General features: G+C 71.7%; 13 protein-coding genes and 1 pseudogene. 6 read left to right on the top strand and 8 right to left on the bottom strand.

What is annotated here, in order from left to right; translation table 11 throughout:
* Position 1 precedes the first annotated feature (1 nt).
* The 5 genes from OG390_RS02160 to OG390_RS02140 all read right to left on the bottom strand — a co-directional run bounded on the left by OG390_RS02160 (position 2) and on the right by OG390_RS02140 (position 4884).
* On the bottom strand, positions 2-1132 hold the full coding sequence (locus OG390_RS02160) for a 4Fe-4S dicluster domain-containing protein (protein ID WP_406164721.1): 1131 nt from the start codon (positions 1130-1132) through the stop codon (positions 2-4).
* Between the two features lie 225 nt (positions 1133-1357).
* Positions 1358-1615, bottom strand: a complete 258-nt coding sequence (locus OG390_RS02155) for a HypC/HybG/HupF family hydrogenase formation chaperone (protein ID WP_406164720.1) — start codon at positions 1613-1615, stop codon at positions 1358-1360.
* Positions 1616-1621: 6 nt separating this feature from the next.
* Positions 1622-3910 carry a carbamoyltransferase HypF gene (hypF, locus tag OG390_RS02150; protein ID WP_406164719.1) on the bottom strand — a complete coding sequence of 763 codons (2289 nt, stop codon included), beginning with the start codon at positions 3908-3910 and terminating at the stop codon, positions 1622-1624.
* Complete coding sequence (locus OG390_RS02145; RefSeq protein WP_406164718.1) at positions 3907-4413, bottom strand: hydrogenase maturation protease; 507 nt, start codon at positions 4411-4413, stop codon at positions 3907-3909. The genes hypF and OG390_RS02145 overlap by 4 nt, the downstream gene beginning before the upstream one ends.
* 75 nt (positions 4414-4488) lie before the next feature.
* Positions 4489-4884 carry a universal stress protein gene (locus OG390_RS02140; RefSeq protein ID WP_406164717.1) on the bottom strand — a complete coding sequence of 132 codons (396 nt, stop codon included), beginning with the start codon at positions 4882-4884 and terminating at the stop codon, positions 4489-4491.
* 226 nt (positions 4885-5110) lie between these two features.
* Here OG390_RS02140 and OG390_RS02135 point away from each other — a divergent pair, with 226 nt between their 5' ends.
* The 3 genes from OG390_RS02135 (at position 5111) to OG390_RS02125 (ending at position 10085) form a co-directional block, all read left to right on the top strand.
* The gene (locus tag OG390_RS02135) at positions 5111-6013 is read left to right on the top strand and encodes a universal stress protein (RefSeq protein WP_406164716.1); all 903 of its coding nucleotides are present in this window, start codon (positions 5111-5113) and stop codon (positions 6011-6013) included.
* Between the two features lie 10 nt (positions 6014-6023).
* Positions 6024-8711 (top strand): pyruvate, phosphate dikinase, encoded by a 2688-nt coding sequence (gene ppdK / locus OG390_RS02130; RefSeq protein WP_406164715.1) that lies wholly within the window; start codon positions 6024-6026, stop codon positions 8709-8711.
* Positions 8712-9302: 591 nt separating this feature from the next.
* Positions 9303-10085, top strand: a complete 783-nt coding sequence (locus OG390_RS02125) for a hypothetical protein (RefSeq protein WP_406164714.1) — start codon at positions 9303-9305, stop codon at positions 10083-10085.
* An 83-nt stretch (positions 10086-10168) separates the two neighbouring features.
* Here OG390_RS02125 and OG390_RS02120 read toward each other — a convergent pair.
* From OG390_RS02120 to OG390_RS02110, 3 genes and pseudogenes are all read right to left on the bottom strand, one after another.
* Positions 10169-10507, bottom strand: a pseudogene (locus tag OG390_RS02120) (DUF302 domain-containing protein); the annotation flags it as partial.
* A 158-nt stretch (positions 10508-10665) separates the two neighbouring features.
* Positions 10666-10824, bottom strand: coding sequence for a hypothetical protein (locus OG390_RS02115; protein WP_406164713.1), 159 nt, complete (start codon positions 10822-10824; stop codon positions 10666-10668).
* Positions 10825-10905: 81 nt separating this feature from the next.
* On the bottom strand, positions 10906-11895 hold the full coding sequence (locus tag OG390_RS02110; protein WP_406164712.1) for an Acg family FMN-binding oxidoreductase: 990 nt from the start codon (positions 11893-11895) through the stop codon (positions 10906-10908).
* A gap of 453 nt (positions 11896-12348) precedes the next feature.
* Here OG390_RS02110 and OG390_RS02105 point away from each other — a divergent pair, with 453 nt between their 5' ends.
* The 3 genes from OG390_RS02105 (at position 12349) to OG390_RS02095 (ending at position 14809) form a co-directional block, all read left to right on the top strand.
* The gene (locus OG390_RS02105) at positions 12349-13212 is read left to right on the top strand and encodes a universal stress protein (protein ID WP_406164711.1); all 864 of its coding nucleotides are present in this window, start codon (positions 12349-12351) and stop codon (positions 13210-13212) included.
* 763 nt (positions 13213-13975) lie between these two features.
* Complete coding sequence (locus tag OG390_RS02100; protein ID WP_406164710.1) at positions 13976-14236, top strand: hypothetical protein; 261 nt, start codon at positions 13976-13978, stop codon at positions 14234-14236.
* A gap of 129 nt (positions 14237-14365) precedes the next feature.
* A complete protein-coding gene (locus OG390_RS02095) occupies positions 14366-14809 on the top strand; it encodes a universal stress protein (protein WP_406164709.1) in 444 nt (147 codons plus the stop codon).
* The last annotated feature ends 20 nt before the right edge of the window (positions 14810-14829 follow it).

Here is a 14829-nt window from a genome sequence, read left to right as displayed (position 1 = left end):
ATCAGTCCGCCTCCGTTCCGAGTTCGGTCTCCAACGCGGCCACTTCCTCCGTGATGTCCATGCCGGCCGGGCACCAGGCGATGCAACGCCCGCAGCCGACGCAGCCCGAGGTGTCGAACTGGTCGTGCCAGGAAGAGAGTTTGTGGGTGAGCCACTGCCGGTAGCGGCTGCGGGCCGAGCGGGGCACCGGACCGCCGTGCAGATACGAGAAGTCCAGATCGAAGCAGGAGTCCCAGCGCTGCCGGCGCTCCGTGTGGTCACCGGTCAGGTCGGTGACCTCCTCCGTCGTCGTGCGGAAGCAGGTCGGACACACCATCGTGCAGTTGCCGCAGGTCAGACAGTCGGCCGCGACATCGTTCCAGCGCTCGGCATCCAGGCTCGCGCCCATCAGCGCACGCAGGTCGACCGGGGGCAGCGAGCGGCCCGTCCGGTCGCGCGCCGCCTCGACCGAGGCGCGGGCGGTGGCCTCCGTGACCATGTCGGCCGTCCGGTGCGGGACCTGGTCCAGTAGCCGGGCACCCTCCTCGCTGCCCACGCGTACCAGGAACCGGTGGCCGCCCTCGTCCACCACCTCGGTCAGTGCGAGGTCGTAGCCGGGTCCGGCCGAGGGCCCGCCGCCGGTGGAGACGCAGAAGCAGGTCGCCCCGGGGTCGGTGCAATCGGTGGTGATCAGCAGCGCATTGCGGCTGCGCTTCCCGTAGCCGCCCTCCTCGTACCGTCCACCGGTCAGTACACGGTCCTGGATGGCGATGGCCCGCAGGTCACAGGGCCGGACACCGAGGAAGGCGTACGCCGGGGCCTCGGGCTCGTGCGCGGTGAACGTCAGCTCACCCTCCGCGGTCCGGTCGGCACTCCACAACCGTTCCCGCGAAGGGTGCAGGAAGTTCTTCCAGGACTGCGGACCCGCGCTGTGCGCGAAGGCGGCACCGTCCTCGCGGGGCACCAGCCGGTACCGCCCGGCGTCGGGCTCGACACCCCAGCCGTACGGCAGTGCGTCCGCCGAGGTCAGCTCGGACAGCATGATCGCCCCGTCACGGACGGTAGGCCCGACGACGGTCCGTCCCTCCGCCACGAGCACCGAGACCAGGGCACTGAGCCCGTCCCGATCGAGCACGGCCGGGGTTACGGTCACGTCGCTCCTCCTCGTCGCTGGCTCCACTCCCAGCTTCCGACCGATCCCGCAGCCCAAGGCAGGGGCCAACCGGCCCTGCCAAACAAGCCGACCGGACCTCCAGCGCCCCTGAAAGGGGCGCGGGGCTGTGTCGATATGCGGCTCCGCCGCGTGGGCGCGACCAGCCACATACGGCCCGCATTTTGAGGACGGCCTGCCGTTTTCAGATCGGCACTCGGCGGAGCGTTATGGCAGGGGCTCACCCAACTCGCCCTCCACCGCCCCCGCCATCGCCCGCAAAACCGACAGCGTCCTGCGCGCCTCCGTCTCGTCGACCAAGGTGATCGCAAACCCGACATGCACGATGACGTACGACCCGACATCCGCCTCAGGCGTACAGCTGAGGCACACCTCGCGCCGTACCCCACCGAAATCGGCCGTCGCCATGCGCAGCCCCGCGTCGTCGTGGATCTCCACGACCCGGCCCGGGATGCCCAGACACATACGCGCTCACCTCTCCTCGGCCAGCCGTGCGGCGGCGACCGCCGCCTGGCCGTAACTGATTCCGCCGTCCCCGACCGGGACCTGACCACCGACCAGCACACGCAGTCCCTGCGCGTGCAGCCGACGCTTCACCTCCGTCAGCAGTCGGCGATTGACGAAGCAGCCGCCACCGAGACACACCGTGTGCGGCGCACCCTCGGTGACGGCCCGCGCGACGAGGTCCGCGGTGACGATCCCGAGCGTCAGGTGGAAGGCCGCCGCCAGCCGGGCCACCGATTCCCCGTTCAGCCGCCGCCGCAGCAGATCGGCCAGCGTCGGCGCGGGGTCGTACACCCACAAGCCTTGCGCCCGTACCACCCGATGGGCGAGGGCCGCGGAGTGCTCGGTGCCAGCCGCCGCTTCGAGCAGGACGGCCGCCTCGCCCTCGTAACTTGCCTGGTCGCAGAGCCCCAGCAGTGCGGCGACCGTGTCGAAGAGGCGTCCGGCGCTGGACGTGCGCGGGCAATTCACACTCTTGGCCACCATGGCGCGCACGGTGGCGACCTCTGCCGGGTCCAGCCGGTCCGTGAAGGACCGGGTGAGCCACGGATACGGGCGCGGGGAGCCCAGCGTCTCGGCGCCGAACAGTTGGCCCAGGGCCGTGCGGGAAGGATGGCGTACCGCCGCGTCGCCGCCGGGCAGGGGCGCGGTCGCGAACCTGCCCACGCGACGGTAGCCGCTCAGATCGGCGACGAGGATCTCACCGCCCCACAGGGTGCCGTCGTCGCCCAGCCCCAGACCGTCGTAGGCGACACCGAGGAAGCGCCCCTGCACCCCGTGCTCGGCCGCGCAGGCGGCCACGTGCGCGTGATGGTGCTGCACCGGAATCCGGCGCAGCGACTGCGCCTCGGCCCACTGCGTGGACAGGAAGCCGGGGTGCAGGTCGTGGCCCAGGACCGCCGGCTCGATCCCGGTGAGCCGTTTGAGGTGCTCGTACGACTCCAGGAAGGCGTCGTGGGCGGCCAGGTCGGCGAGGTCCCCGGTGTGCGGGCCGAGGTGGGCCCGGCCGTCGGCGGCCAGGGTGAAGGTGTGCTTGAGCTGGGCCCCGGCCCCGGCGACCGGCTCGCGGACGGGAAGCGGCAAGGCGGCGGGGGCGAGCCCGCGCGCCCGGCGGACCGTGATCCGGGTCCGTCCGGCGAACTGCACCACCGAGTCGTCGTAGCGGGACCGGATCGGCCGGTCGTGGGTGAGGAAGCCGTCCGCGACACCGGCCAGGGCGCGCCGGGCCTCGGCGTCGTCGATGGCGATGGGCTCGTCGCTGAGGTTGCCGCTGGTGACCACCAGGGGGCGGGCCAGTTCGTCGAGGAGGAGGTGGTGCAGGCCGGTGGTGGGCAGGAACAGACCGACGCGGGTCAGGCCGGGATGCACCTCGCGGGCGAGCGGGGCGGTGCCGTGCCACCGGCGCCGGGCGAGCAGCACCACCGGGCGCTCCGGGGACGTCAGGGCCTGCCACTCGGTGGCCCCGATCCGCGCCAGCCGGGTTGCCGTGTCGATGTCGCGGACCATGACAGCGAACGGCTTCGCCGGACGGTGCTTGCGGCGCCGCAGCTCCGACACCGCCGCAGGATCGCCCGCGTCGCACACGAGTTGGTAGCCGCCGAGACTCTTCAGCGCGACGATCCCGCCGGCCTCGACCGATTTGACCGCCGCCCGCAGCGCCTCCTCGCCGCGCAGCTTTTCCCAGGCCAGCCGGGGGCCGCAGGCCGGGCAGGCGACGGGTTCGGCGTGGAAGCGCCGGTCGGCCGGATCGGCGTACTCCGCCGCGCACTCCGCGCACAGCGGGAAGCGGCGCATGGTCGTGCGGATACGGTCGTAGGGCAGGTCCTCGATGATCGTGGCGCGGGGCCCGCAGTCCGTGCAGTTGATGAACGGGTAGCCGTGGCGGCGGTCGCGGGGGTCGTGCAGCTCCGCCAGACAGGCGTCGCAGATCGCCGCGTCGGGCGGGATCTCGCGCGGCGCCGTGTCAGCGTCGGCGGGCGCGCTGTGTCGTACCTGGAAACCCCGCCTGTACTCCGGCTGCGGTGTGCCGCCGGTCAGCCGGACGCGGCGCACCCGGGCGAGGGCCGGCGCGTCGGCGCGCAGCCGGGCGGCGAACTCGTCGATCGCGCGCGGTGGTCCGGCGACCTCGCCCTCCACGTGCCCGTTGACGTTGGCCACCCAGCCATCCAGACCGAGTGAGGACGCGGTGCGGTACACGAACGGGCGGAAGCCGACGCCCTGGACGATGCCTTCCACGCGGAAGCGCCGCACGGTCATGCCGGCCTCCTCGCCTGCGCCTGCCGGTACCGTGCGGCCTCGTCCTCGACGCTTCGGGCGAGCGGTTCTACGGCGGCCTGAACGGCGGGGGAGAGACCGGTGCCCAGCGCACTCTCGGTGCCCTCCACCGCGTACACGACGAGGTGATCGGGCAACACGCCCAGGACCCCGGCGAGTTCCACGGCCTCGCCGAGGCCGAGGCCGTGCGAGCTGGTCGTCGGAGGCTGTGCCAGGTGTCCGGCATCGAGTTCGAGACGGTGCACGCGGCCAGGTGTGCCAGGGTGCGCATGGGCCGCGTCCACGACCACCGCGAGGCCAGCGCCCTCCCACAGCCCGATCAGCCGACCGGGATCGCCATCGCAGGTGGCGAGCACGGTGCCCGGCGGCAGTGGCCGTTCCACGGCGCGGTCCCGCAGTCGGGCGAGCACGGCCCAGCCCACGCCGTCGTCGCGCCGGAACTCGTTGCCGACGCCTATGACGGCGATCCGTGTTCGCGTCCTCATGTCCTCACGGTGCGCCGACGCCATCCGTCCCCACAGGGGCCGAACGACCCAATCACCGGGGCCGACCCTCCCGGGCTACGCGAGAACGACGGCGACCGGGCACCGGCAGTGCTCCAGCAGTTCCCCGAGCGTGGAATGCGGGGCGGAACGCCGTCCGATCACCACCGGTTCGGCGCCTTCCGAGGCGTGGACGACGGCCTCCACTGGGGTGAAGAGCACGACGTCCTCCAGGACGTCGACGTCCGGGTACTTCGTGGGCCACGGGCGCAGCGCGTCGGACAGCAGCTGCACCTCGTGGTCCTCCCAGGTGGCTCGGTCCTCCTCCAGGATCGGGAAGGGCGAAGCGGCGGCGTGTGCGGGCAGCTTCCAGGCGTGGACGGCGTGCAGTCGTGCGGCGCGCAGCCGGGCCGCCTCGAAGGCGAAGTGGAGCGCGCCGCTCACCGGGGCCCGGAAGTCGACTCCGACGGTCACGCCGGCGGAGGGACGCGGAGGACCTTCGTCGGCCGGTGTGCAGGGGACCAGGACCACCCGCCCGGCGGATTCCGCGGCCGGGGCCGCCGCGGCACCCTGGCTGCGCGCCCTTGGCGCGCGCAGGGGCCGAACGGGCCCGATCGGAGACCTGGCGGCCCATACCTGCCGGTAGGCCACGGGACGAAGCTGGTTGCGAGGAGCAGACCGAGCGCTGGAGGTGCGCATCATGCTTCCGCCCGTCATAGCCGGAATCGATGGATCCGCCGAGAGCCTCGCCGCCGCCGAGTGGGCCGCCCGTGAGGCGGTACGCCGCGACCGGCCGCTGCGGCTCGTGCATGCCTGGAACTGGCATCCTCGCCAGGAGGACGGCGAGATCGCCACGGCCGCTCAGCGACACCTCGCGCGGCGCTCCCTGCGTCAGGCGGAGGACCGGATCCGCCATACCTGCCCCGGCGTCAAGCTCGAGGACGAGCAGGTCGAAGGTCCCGCGACCGCCGCCCTGCTGAAGGCGGCCGAGCGGGCCGACCTGCTGGTGCTGGGCTCGCGCGGTCTCAGCGGGTTCACCGGGTTCCTCGTCGGTTCGGTCGCGCTGGGCGTGGTGGCGCGGGCCGGCCGGCCCGTTGTCCTCGTCCGGGCCGAGGAGGAGGTCGCCGACGAGCATCTTCCGGACGGTGACGGCGGCGCGTCCACGCGAACCGGATACCGGGACGTCGTCCTTGGCATCGACCTCGCCGAACCATGCGACGACGTGATCGAGTTCGCCTTCGAGGAGGCCCGGCTGCGGGGCGCGCGCCTGAAGGTCGTGCACGCCTGGCAGCAGCCCTCCCCGATCGGACTCGGCTCCGGAGACATCGGCCTGGTGAGCGGTCCGGACCGGGCCGAGGAGTGGCTGGGCTTCCTGACCGCTGTCCTGCAGGTGTGGCGCGAGAAGTACCCCGGGGTCGAGGTCGTCGAGACCGTGACCGAGGGCCGCCCGCAGTCCGTGCTGGTGCGGGCCGCATCAGGAGCGAGCCTGCTCGTCGTTGGCCGCCGCACCACCGAGCGGCCCACCGGTCCAGGCACCGGCCCCGTCGCCCACGCCGCCATCCATCACGTCGGCTGCCCCGTGGCCGTCGTACCCCACGCCTGAGAGGCCATCCATGAGCAAGCCGACGAAGTACGTGTACGCGTTTGCCGAGGGCGGCCGCGACATGGCCGCCCTGCTCGGCGGCAAGGGCGCCGGACTCGCCGAGATGACGAGGATCGGACTGCCCGTCCCGCCTGGCTTCACCGTCACCACCGACGCCTGCAAGGTCTACCTGGAGACGGGGGAGGAGCCGCCCGAACTCGGCGTCGAGGCGGCCCACGCCCTCACCAGCCTGGAGCAGGCCATGGGCCGCACCCTCGGCGCGCCAGACGATCCCCTACTGGTGTCCGTGCGCTCGGGCGCCCGCTTCTCCATGCCCGGCATGATGGAGACCATCCTCGACATCGGGCTCAATGACCAGTCCGTCATCGGGCTCGCCAAGGCGTCCGGGCAGGAGCGGTTCGCCTGGGACTCCTACCGCAGGCTCATCCAGATGTTCGGGCACACCGTGATGGGCGTCGACGGCGACCTGTTCGAGCAGGCCATCGCCGCCCACAAGGCCAGGCACGCGGTCGCCGACGACCACTTGCTCGACACCGGTGAACTCGCCCGGATCACCATGGAGTTCAAGGCCATCATCAGCAAGGAGACGGGCGAGGACTTCCCGCAGGACCCGGCCGACCAGCTCTCCCGCGCTATCCGTGCGGTCTTCGACTCCTGGAACACCGAGCGCGCCCGCGTCTACCGCCACCGCGAACACATCCCGGAGGACCTCGGCACCGCCGTCAACGTGCAGGCAATGGTCTTCGGCAACCTCGACTCCGACTCCGGCACCGGCGTCGCCTTCACCCGCGACCCCGCCACCGGCGGACGCGGCATGTACGGCGACTATCTGCCCGACGCGCAGGGCGAGGACGTCGTCGCCGGCGTGCGCGACGCCCTGCCCCTGAGCGAGCTGAAGACGCTCGACCCGCGCGCGTACGCCGAACTCGGCGACCACCTGCGCACCCTGGAGAACCACTACCGCGACCTGTGCGATGTCGAGTTCACCGTCGAACGCGGCAAGCTGTGGATCCTGCAGACCCGGGTCGGCAAGCGCACCGCCGAGGCCGCCTTCCGCATCGCCCACGACCTGCGCGAGGAACAGACCATCACCGCCGACGAGGCCCTGGTCCGCGTGGACGGCGCCGAACTGACCCGGCTGATGTTCCCCCGCTTCGATGTGAAGGCCACCGACCTGCCCCTCGCGCGCGGCGTGCCCGCCTCGCCGGGTGCCGCGGTGGGCGCCGTCGTCTTCGGCTCCGCCGAGGCGGTACGCCGTGCCGCGACCGGCGAGAAGGTCGTCCTGGTGCGCAGGGAGACCACCCCCGACGACCTGCCCGGCATGATCGCCGCCCAGGCGGTCCTGACCAGCCGGGGCGGCAAGACCAGCCACGCCGCGGTCGTCGCGCGCGGCATGGGCAAGGTGTGCGTGTGCGGCGCCGAGGCCCTCGCCGTCGACACCGCCGAACGCCGATTCACCACACCGTCGGGCGTCGTCGTATGCGAGGGCGACACCGTCTCCGTCGACGGCACCGCGGGCACTGTGCATCTCGGCGAACTCCCCCTCACCGCGTCCGACGTCGGCCGCGCACTGGAGACCGGCGCCGCAGCAGGCCCGCTCACCGAAGCGGTGCTCGGCGCGTTGGCCCACGCCGACTCCGTACGCCGCCTGGAGGTGCGGGCCAACGCCGACACCCCCGAGGACGCCGTGCGCGCCCGCAGCCTCGGCGCGCAGGGTATCGGTCTGTGCCGCACCGAGCACATGTTCCTCGGCGAGCGCAGGGCGCTGGTCGAGGCGATGATCCTGGCCGGTGACGACATCGCACGCGAACAGGCCCTGGCTGCCTTGCTACCTCTGCAGCGCGAGGACTTCACCGGAATTCTCGAGGCGATGGACGGCCTGCCGGTGACGATCCGGCTGCTGGACCCGCCGCTGCACGAGTTCCTGCCCGACCGCACGGAACTCGCCGTCCGCCTGGCCCGGGCCACCGATGGGGACCCGCGCGACCATGAACTCCTCGCCGCCGTGGAGCGCATGCACGAGCAGAACCCGATGCTCGGTCTGCGCGGCGTGCGCCTGGGCCTTGCCGTGCCCGGCCTGATGGCCATGCAGGTCCGCGCCGTCGCCGAAGCCGTCACCGCCCGTCTGCGGGCCGACGGCCACCCGCGCGCCGAGATCATGATCCCGCTCGTCGGCGCGGTCGAGGAACTGCGCCTGGCCCGGGCCGAGACGGGACGCGTCCTCGCCGAGGTCGCGGCCGAGACCGGCATCGCACTGGACTGCCCCATTGGCACGATGATTGAGCTGCCCCGCGCCGCGCTCACCGCCGGCCGCATCGCCGAGTCCGCCGACTTCTTCTCTTTCGGCACCAACGACCTCACCCAGACGACCTGGGGCCTGTCCCGGGACGACGCGGAGGCCTCCTTCTTCCCGCTGTATTTGGAGAAGGGCGTCTTCGGGGTCTCACCGTTCGACTCGATCGACCAGGAGGGCGTCGGGCGCCTCGTGGAGCTGGCCGTCGAGGCCGGCCGCTCGGTCAACCCCCGCCTGGAGACGGGCGTGTGCGGCGAGCACGGCGGTGATCCTGAATCCATCCACTTCTTCCACCGGGCCGGTCTGGACTACGTCTCCTGCTCTCCGTTCCGCATCCCGGCGGCCCGGCTGGAGGCGGGACGTTCGGCGCTCATGGACACCATCGGGATCAGCGACAGCAGGTGAGACGCCCGAGAACAGGGAGAGGAGGGCCGGTGTCCCACGCGATCCTGCGGGAGACACCGGCCCTTCAGCACGGGTCGTGCTATTGCTGCAGGCCGTGCCGGAAGCGGTCCCCGATGGCCAGCGTGCCTGGCGCGTTTTTCGCGCGCGAGGGAATCGCCCCGTGCGAGGCAGCCTCTTGACGCCTGAACAGGGAGGCCAACCGGAATGGGCCGGAAACGTGCCGTAGGACCGGGCCGTCGCCCGGACTGAAGGACGGCCGCGTCGCGCTCGCCGAAGCAGAGGCCGCGCCCGCCGCCCAGGCTCGGTGATCGACGGGCGGTACGTCTGCGGTGGCCGGCCGGCTGTATCCGCAGGTCGCGCAAGCGTTCGGCGGTCGGTTTCGGCAGTGCCTCATCCGCGATGTCCCCGCATACCGGCTGGGAGCCATGTCCCCGAGTCCCGACAGCGGCCAGGGGCTCGGGTGGGCCGGACGTCGGCGGATGCGGGTCGGATGGCCCTGGGCGGGCTGTCCGGCCCGGCGGGAGGCTGGTGAGTAGGTAGGCAGTGGCCCCACGCGGGCGGCCAGGGGGGATCGACTGCGAGGTGAGGATCATGAACCGTCAGCGCACACGTGCGGCAATCCTGGCATCGCTCGCCCTGGCTGGCACGGTCGCCGTCGGCGCGTGCGCGGCGAGCGGCGGTGGCACCGGAACCGGCAACGGCACCACCCCCACGTCGACGACCGCTACGACGCCCGGCAATCTCACGAGCGGTGCGCCCACCCCATCAGGCCCGACCAGTGGATGGGGACCGGGCATGTGGAGCGGTGACCAGGGCCCCGGCATGATGGGCGGCGATGGGAACTCCTGGGCGCCCGGCATGATGGGCTCCGGCATGACGGGCAACTGGTGGCTGGCGGGCAACGGCAGCCAGGTTCGGACCCTCGACCAGGCCCGTGAGCGGGCCGGCGCGTTCGCCGACCGGCTCGGCCTGCAGGTCGGCGAGGTCATGCACTTCACCCGCAACTTCTACGCCCAACTGGAGACCGCCGGCGGCCGCCAGGCCACCGAGGTGCTGGTCAACCCGGTCGACGGCGCCGTGCAGATCGAGTACGGGCCGGCGATGATGTGGAACACCGCCTACGGCATGCACTACGGCAGTCAGAGCGAGGCCACGGTCTCGGCCTCGCAGGCCCGCCGTCATGCCCAGCGGTGGCTGCGCGACCGTGGCACCACGCTCACCGCGGGCGATCCGGAGTCCTTCCCGGGCTACTACACCCTGCACACCCTCCAATCCGGGAAGATCACCGGCATGCTGTCGGTCAACGCCACCACCGGCCAGGTCTGGTACCACAGCTGGCACGGCGACTTCATCGCGATGAGCGGCCATGGATAGCCAGCCGAGCATCTGGGGAGGTTCCCGTCCGGCCGCCTCTGCCGTAGGACCGAGCGCGGCTGCCGCACCCCGGGCACGTGGCGTCAGGCGTCCGCGCCGGGTTGGGTGAGTGAGGCGAGGGCGGCGTCGAGGCGGCGAGCGGCCTCCTCGGCGATCGGGCGCAGGGCGTCGAGTTCGCTGAGGGCGACCATCGTGTTCGGGTCGAGGGCCTGTAGGGGGGTGCGGTCGACGTCGGCGCGGACGTCGACGTCGCAGGGCAGCAGCAAGTCAATGGTGCGGTCGGCCTCCAGCGCGCGGTGGGCGAGCGGCGGGTTGCAGGCAACGACGATCACATAGTCCTCCATGTCCTGGTCGAGCTTGACCTTGAGCGTGTCGGTGACGTCAATCTCGGTGAGGATGCCGAAACCCTGCGCGGCCAGGGCGGGGTCCCATACTGGTGGGCTCGCCTATTCGACTGTCGCCGGTTCCCCGCGCGGCCCAATCCGATGGGTGACCGTAAGTGATCTGCGAGGCGTGCCGGGCCCAGGCAGCACCGGGTTGGGCAGCCAGCTTGGCGGTGGCGACGTGGCAGTAGCCGAGGTCAGGTCGTGACGACTGGTGCCCGCAGCTCGGCCACCGACGCGTCCGGATTCTCCGAGGAGTTGAGCGTGACCTCCCGCGCATGCCCGTCGAACCGGTAGCCGTGCGCGTCGACCTGGCGGACGAGCAGTTGGCTGGTGCTCAGAAAGCCGTGCGTCATGCCGCGGTGCACGATTGTGGCGGCGGGTTCGACCGGGGGCAGAGAGACGTGAGGGGTGGCGCGCGGTCGCGCCTCCCCGGCTCACTCGATGTCGAGCACGTCTCGCACGGGGCGGCGGGATGTCTCGGGGCCTTCGGGGCCGTACCCGAGACGCAGCACCATTGACACATATCCGATCGCCGACTGCGGGTCGCGCGCCACCCATCGCAGGTCAGTCCATTCGAGGGCGTGGGAGGTGAGCGAAGTGGCCAGCCCCTCCAGGGTGGCCAGGAGCAGGACGCGTTCCATTGCCTGGCCCGCGCGCAGCCAGTCCTCAGGCCGGTCGTTGGTCGTGCCCAGCAGGGCCAGATGGGGCGACTTCTCGAATATGGCGGCACTGCGGCCAGCGACTCGTCGCCTGCCCGCAAAATCGCGTACTGGAGCCTTGCCGTCCCGCTTACTGGGTCCGAAGGCGTACTCCGGGACCCCGTCGGTCGCCGTATCGGCGATGTCGGTGCCGATACGGGTCCAGCGGGCCAGGTCCTCGGCGCGTCCGGGGTCTACGGCATCACGGCCCTCCGCATCGTGGACCAGGTCCAGCAACAACTGCACATGCCACGCGCCGGGGAAGATCAATTGGGCTCCTTCCCGGCGGGCGGCGTCGGCCAGGGCGGCTTGCACGGATGCGGGTATCTCCGTCTCCGCGAACGGGTAGCGGCTGGTGTGCCGACGGTAGATGGCGGGGTACAGCGAGGCGAGGGCGCTGTCGGGGCGCGCGGGTTCGGTCAGCCGAACCGTGGCGAGCAACTCGGGGTCGGCGGGGTCGGGTAGCAGGTGGGTGGCCGGCTCCCAGCCCGCGTGGACAGCGGCGACCCGCAGGTTGAACAGGGCCGCGCCGCAGCCGAGGTGGAGGGCACGGGTGTCGGGGTCGGAGTGTGGCATGGCGCGCCCGAGGTCGGAGCGCACGTGGAAGGTGCTGCTGTCGCGGCTGAAGCGGAACCTCCACGGCTGCGCGTTGTGCATGGACGGGGCAGCCGTGGCGTCGTGGACGAGGGCCGTCACGGTCTTCGTGTCAAGTGGTTGTACCGACACCGGGGCCTCCCTCGGCGAACCAACGGGCCTTGCGAAGGCGATCCGTCTCCTACGTCCACTATTCCACGGGGGCCCGGGGGCCCGGGGGCACGTCGGCGCCGGAGGGACGATGGGTCTCTGCCCGGGGGCGGCCGTCCCTTCAGTCGGCAACAACCCTGACAGCCCGCATTGCGGTGAAGTGCACCCTTGTGGATGCGCCTTCGCCTCGCGCGTCCCGCGAGTGCACGCGCACGGGGAGTGCCGGCCGGGTGGAGGGAATCACCAACGGTGGACATCTGGCGGTGCGCCCCTACCGTGAGCCGCTGCGGCGGGGATGGACGAGCCATGGGCCTATTGCTTTTGGAAAGGGCCGAAGGGCCCCTCGTGCCCTGGTGCGTGAGGGTGCGACGGTGAAGTGGTCCCATGCGCTGCAGGTCCCGTGCGCTGCAAGCCCCATGAAAGGCGGTGGGGACGATGGCACTCCCTCTGGTTGTAGGCATCGACGGATCGGACTCGAGTCTGCTTGCCCTCGACTGGGCCGTGGACGAAGCAGTCCGCCATGGTGTCCCCCTCAGGCTCGTCTACGCCTCCCTCTGGGAGCGATACGAGGGTGCCCTGCCGTCCACCGGCCTGAAGCGCCCCTCTGAGCGGGTGCTGGCGGAACACATCGTGGCTTCCGGAGCGGAGCGCGCCGAGCGGCGCAACCCTGATGTGAAGGTCACCACCGACATCAACCCGGAGGAGGCCGCAGCCGCCCTCGTGCGCGAGGGGGATGGCGCGTCCGCGCTGGTGACGGGGTCGCGCGGGCGCGGTCAGCTCAAAGGAATGCTGCTCGGGTCGGTCGCTCTGGCCGTGGCGGGCCGGGCCCGTTGCCCTGTGATCGTGGTCCGAGGCGACGGGGCGGGCCTGGCGGGTAAGCATGAGCGGATTCTGCTTGGTCTGGGAGACGCCGACAGGGCCGCCGATGCCGTGCGGTTCGCTTTCCACGAGGCCGAGGTGCGCGACTGCGTCCTGGACGTGGTCCGGGCCTGGCGCAGCCCCGCCCACCTGGGCCGTCATCCTGAGGAAGCGACCCACACTCCCGAGGAGGAGGCCTCCGCACTGCTTGACTCGCTGCTCGGAGAAGCGATCGCCGAGTATCCGCGGGTACGGGCGCAGCGTACGACGCGCGAGGGGCCGGCCGGCAAGATCCTCGTGCACCGATCGGCAGCCGCTGACCTCGTGGTCGTCGGGGCCCGGCCCCGGACGGGCCATGTCGGGCTCCAGCTCGGCCGGGTCAGCCACGCACTTCTGCACCACGCCCAGTGCCCGGTCGCGGTCGTGCCTCAGAGGCCGTGACGGACGCGTCGCCCGGTTTCAGCCGAACAGACTTTGCACTCGGATCGTTTCGACGTGCCGCCAGGTGCCGCCTGGGAGTAGCACCCAGTCGCCGGCCGCGCCGCGGGTACTCGAACGGACAGAGCCGCCCGTCGCCCGCGCGGCCGCGACCTGCGACGGCAACCGGGCGCTGCCACTGGCGCGTTCGGCCACCCGCTTGGCTCGCCTGCACTTGCTCATCGATCCTCTCCACCCGCCGGGTCGCGGTCCTGATACGCCCAGCATCGCTTCCGAACCGTTCCGCCCTGTGGGGCCGAACGGCACTCACGAGGACCGTCGGGCCCGTACCAGGCCGCTCTGTGGCGCGAGAGGGTGGAACGGTATCGGAACCGACGACTCCAGAGCGGAGGGCCGTGCCATGCCGACACCGCATCTCCCTGGCCACCGAACCGCCTCCGGTCCACGCGGAAAGCGCGCTCCGCTTGGACCTCAGGTAGCCCGGAACCCCCTGGAGCGGCCGGTAGATAGGCTGGAGCGGAGGCTTCGCACCTTCTTTGCGGTCGCCGCCGCCGTGGCGCTGCCTCTGGCGACGGTGCGTGCTGGGTACGCGGCATACAGCCACTATGCACATGAGCGCCAGGCGCAGGTGGCGCTGCTTCACTCGGTCAGCGCACGCCTGCTTTCGGATGCGAAGCCGGATCGCGACCGCCCCGGTGCCCAGCCTGGATTCCATGCCCTCGTCCGGTGGAGTGATCAAGAGGGCGGCCATACCGGAGTCACGCCGGTGCGGGCCTGGTCGCAGCGAGGGGCCGCGGCGACCGTGTGGCTGGACGCCCGCGGTGACATCTCCGCGCCGCCACTCGCCCGGGATCTCTCGATGACCGCCGGCGTGGCGGTGGGCTTCGCGACCGCGTTCGGCGGCGTGGCCGCCGCTTTCGGCGCGTGGTGGGCGGTCAACAGGTCCCTCGACCGCCGCTGCCTCGACCAGTGGACCCGGGAATGGGAGCGAGTGGAACCCGGATGGGCAGCACGCCACGAAAGCTGACCAGAGTGCCATCCGTCATACGCCTGGAGCTGCATCTCTCGCGGCGTGGTGATACCGGGCACAAGGTGGTGAAGGCGAAGAAGGTACGACCGGTCGGGCGCCGTGAGAGCCGTAGGAGAGGTGGGGCAGATGGACAAGGATGTCTCCGAGCCGAGGGTCGTGGTCGGTGTCGACGGGTCGACGTCCTCGTACGCGGCCCTGCGATGGGCCGTTCGCTACGCGGGCCTTGTGGGCGGCACCGTGGACGCGGTCGCCGTATGGGAGCTGGCGGGGCTGTACGGCTGGTCGGCCCCCGCCGTGGACGTGGATGTCGACGAGGACGATGCCCGGCAGCGGATGCGACAAGAACTGACCGACGTGCTGGGCGCGGACGCGGCCGGGTCTGTCAGGACACACGTGGTGCACGGCAACCCCGCCGACGTCCTGTTGCGGGCCGCCGAGGGAGCAGAGGTCCTGGTGGTGGGCAGCCGGGGCAGGGGCGGGTTCGCCCGCGCCCTGCTCGGTTCCGTCAGCCAGCACGTGTCACAGCACGCGAACTGCCCGGTCGTCATCGTGCGCTCCGAGACGTCGTGACCTGAGCGGGGGCGCGGGAC

This window comes from Streptomyces sp. NBC_00996, from assembly GCF_045162675.1.
GTDB lineage: Bacteria > Actinomycetota > Actinomycetes > Streptomycetales > Streptomycetaceae > Streptomyces.
Note: the sequence above shows the minus strand (reverse complement) of the source record. Positions and strands in the feature narration are given on the sequence as shown.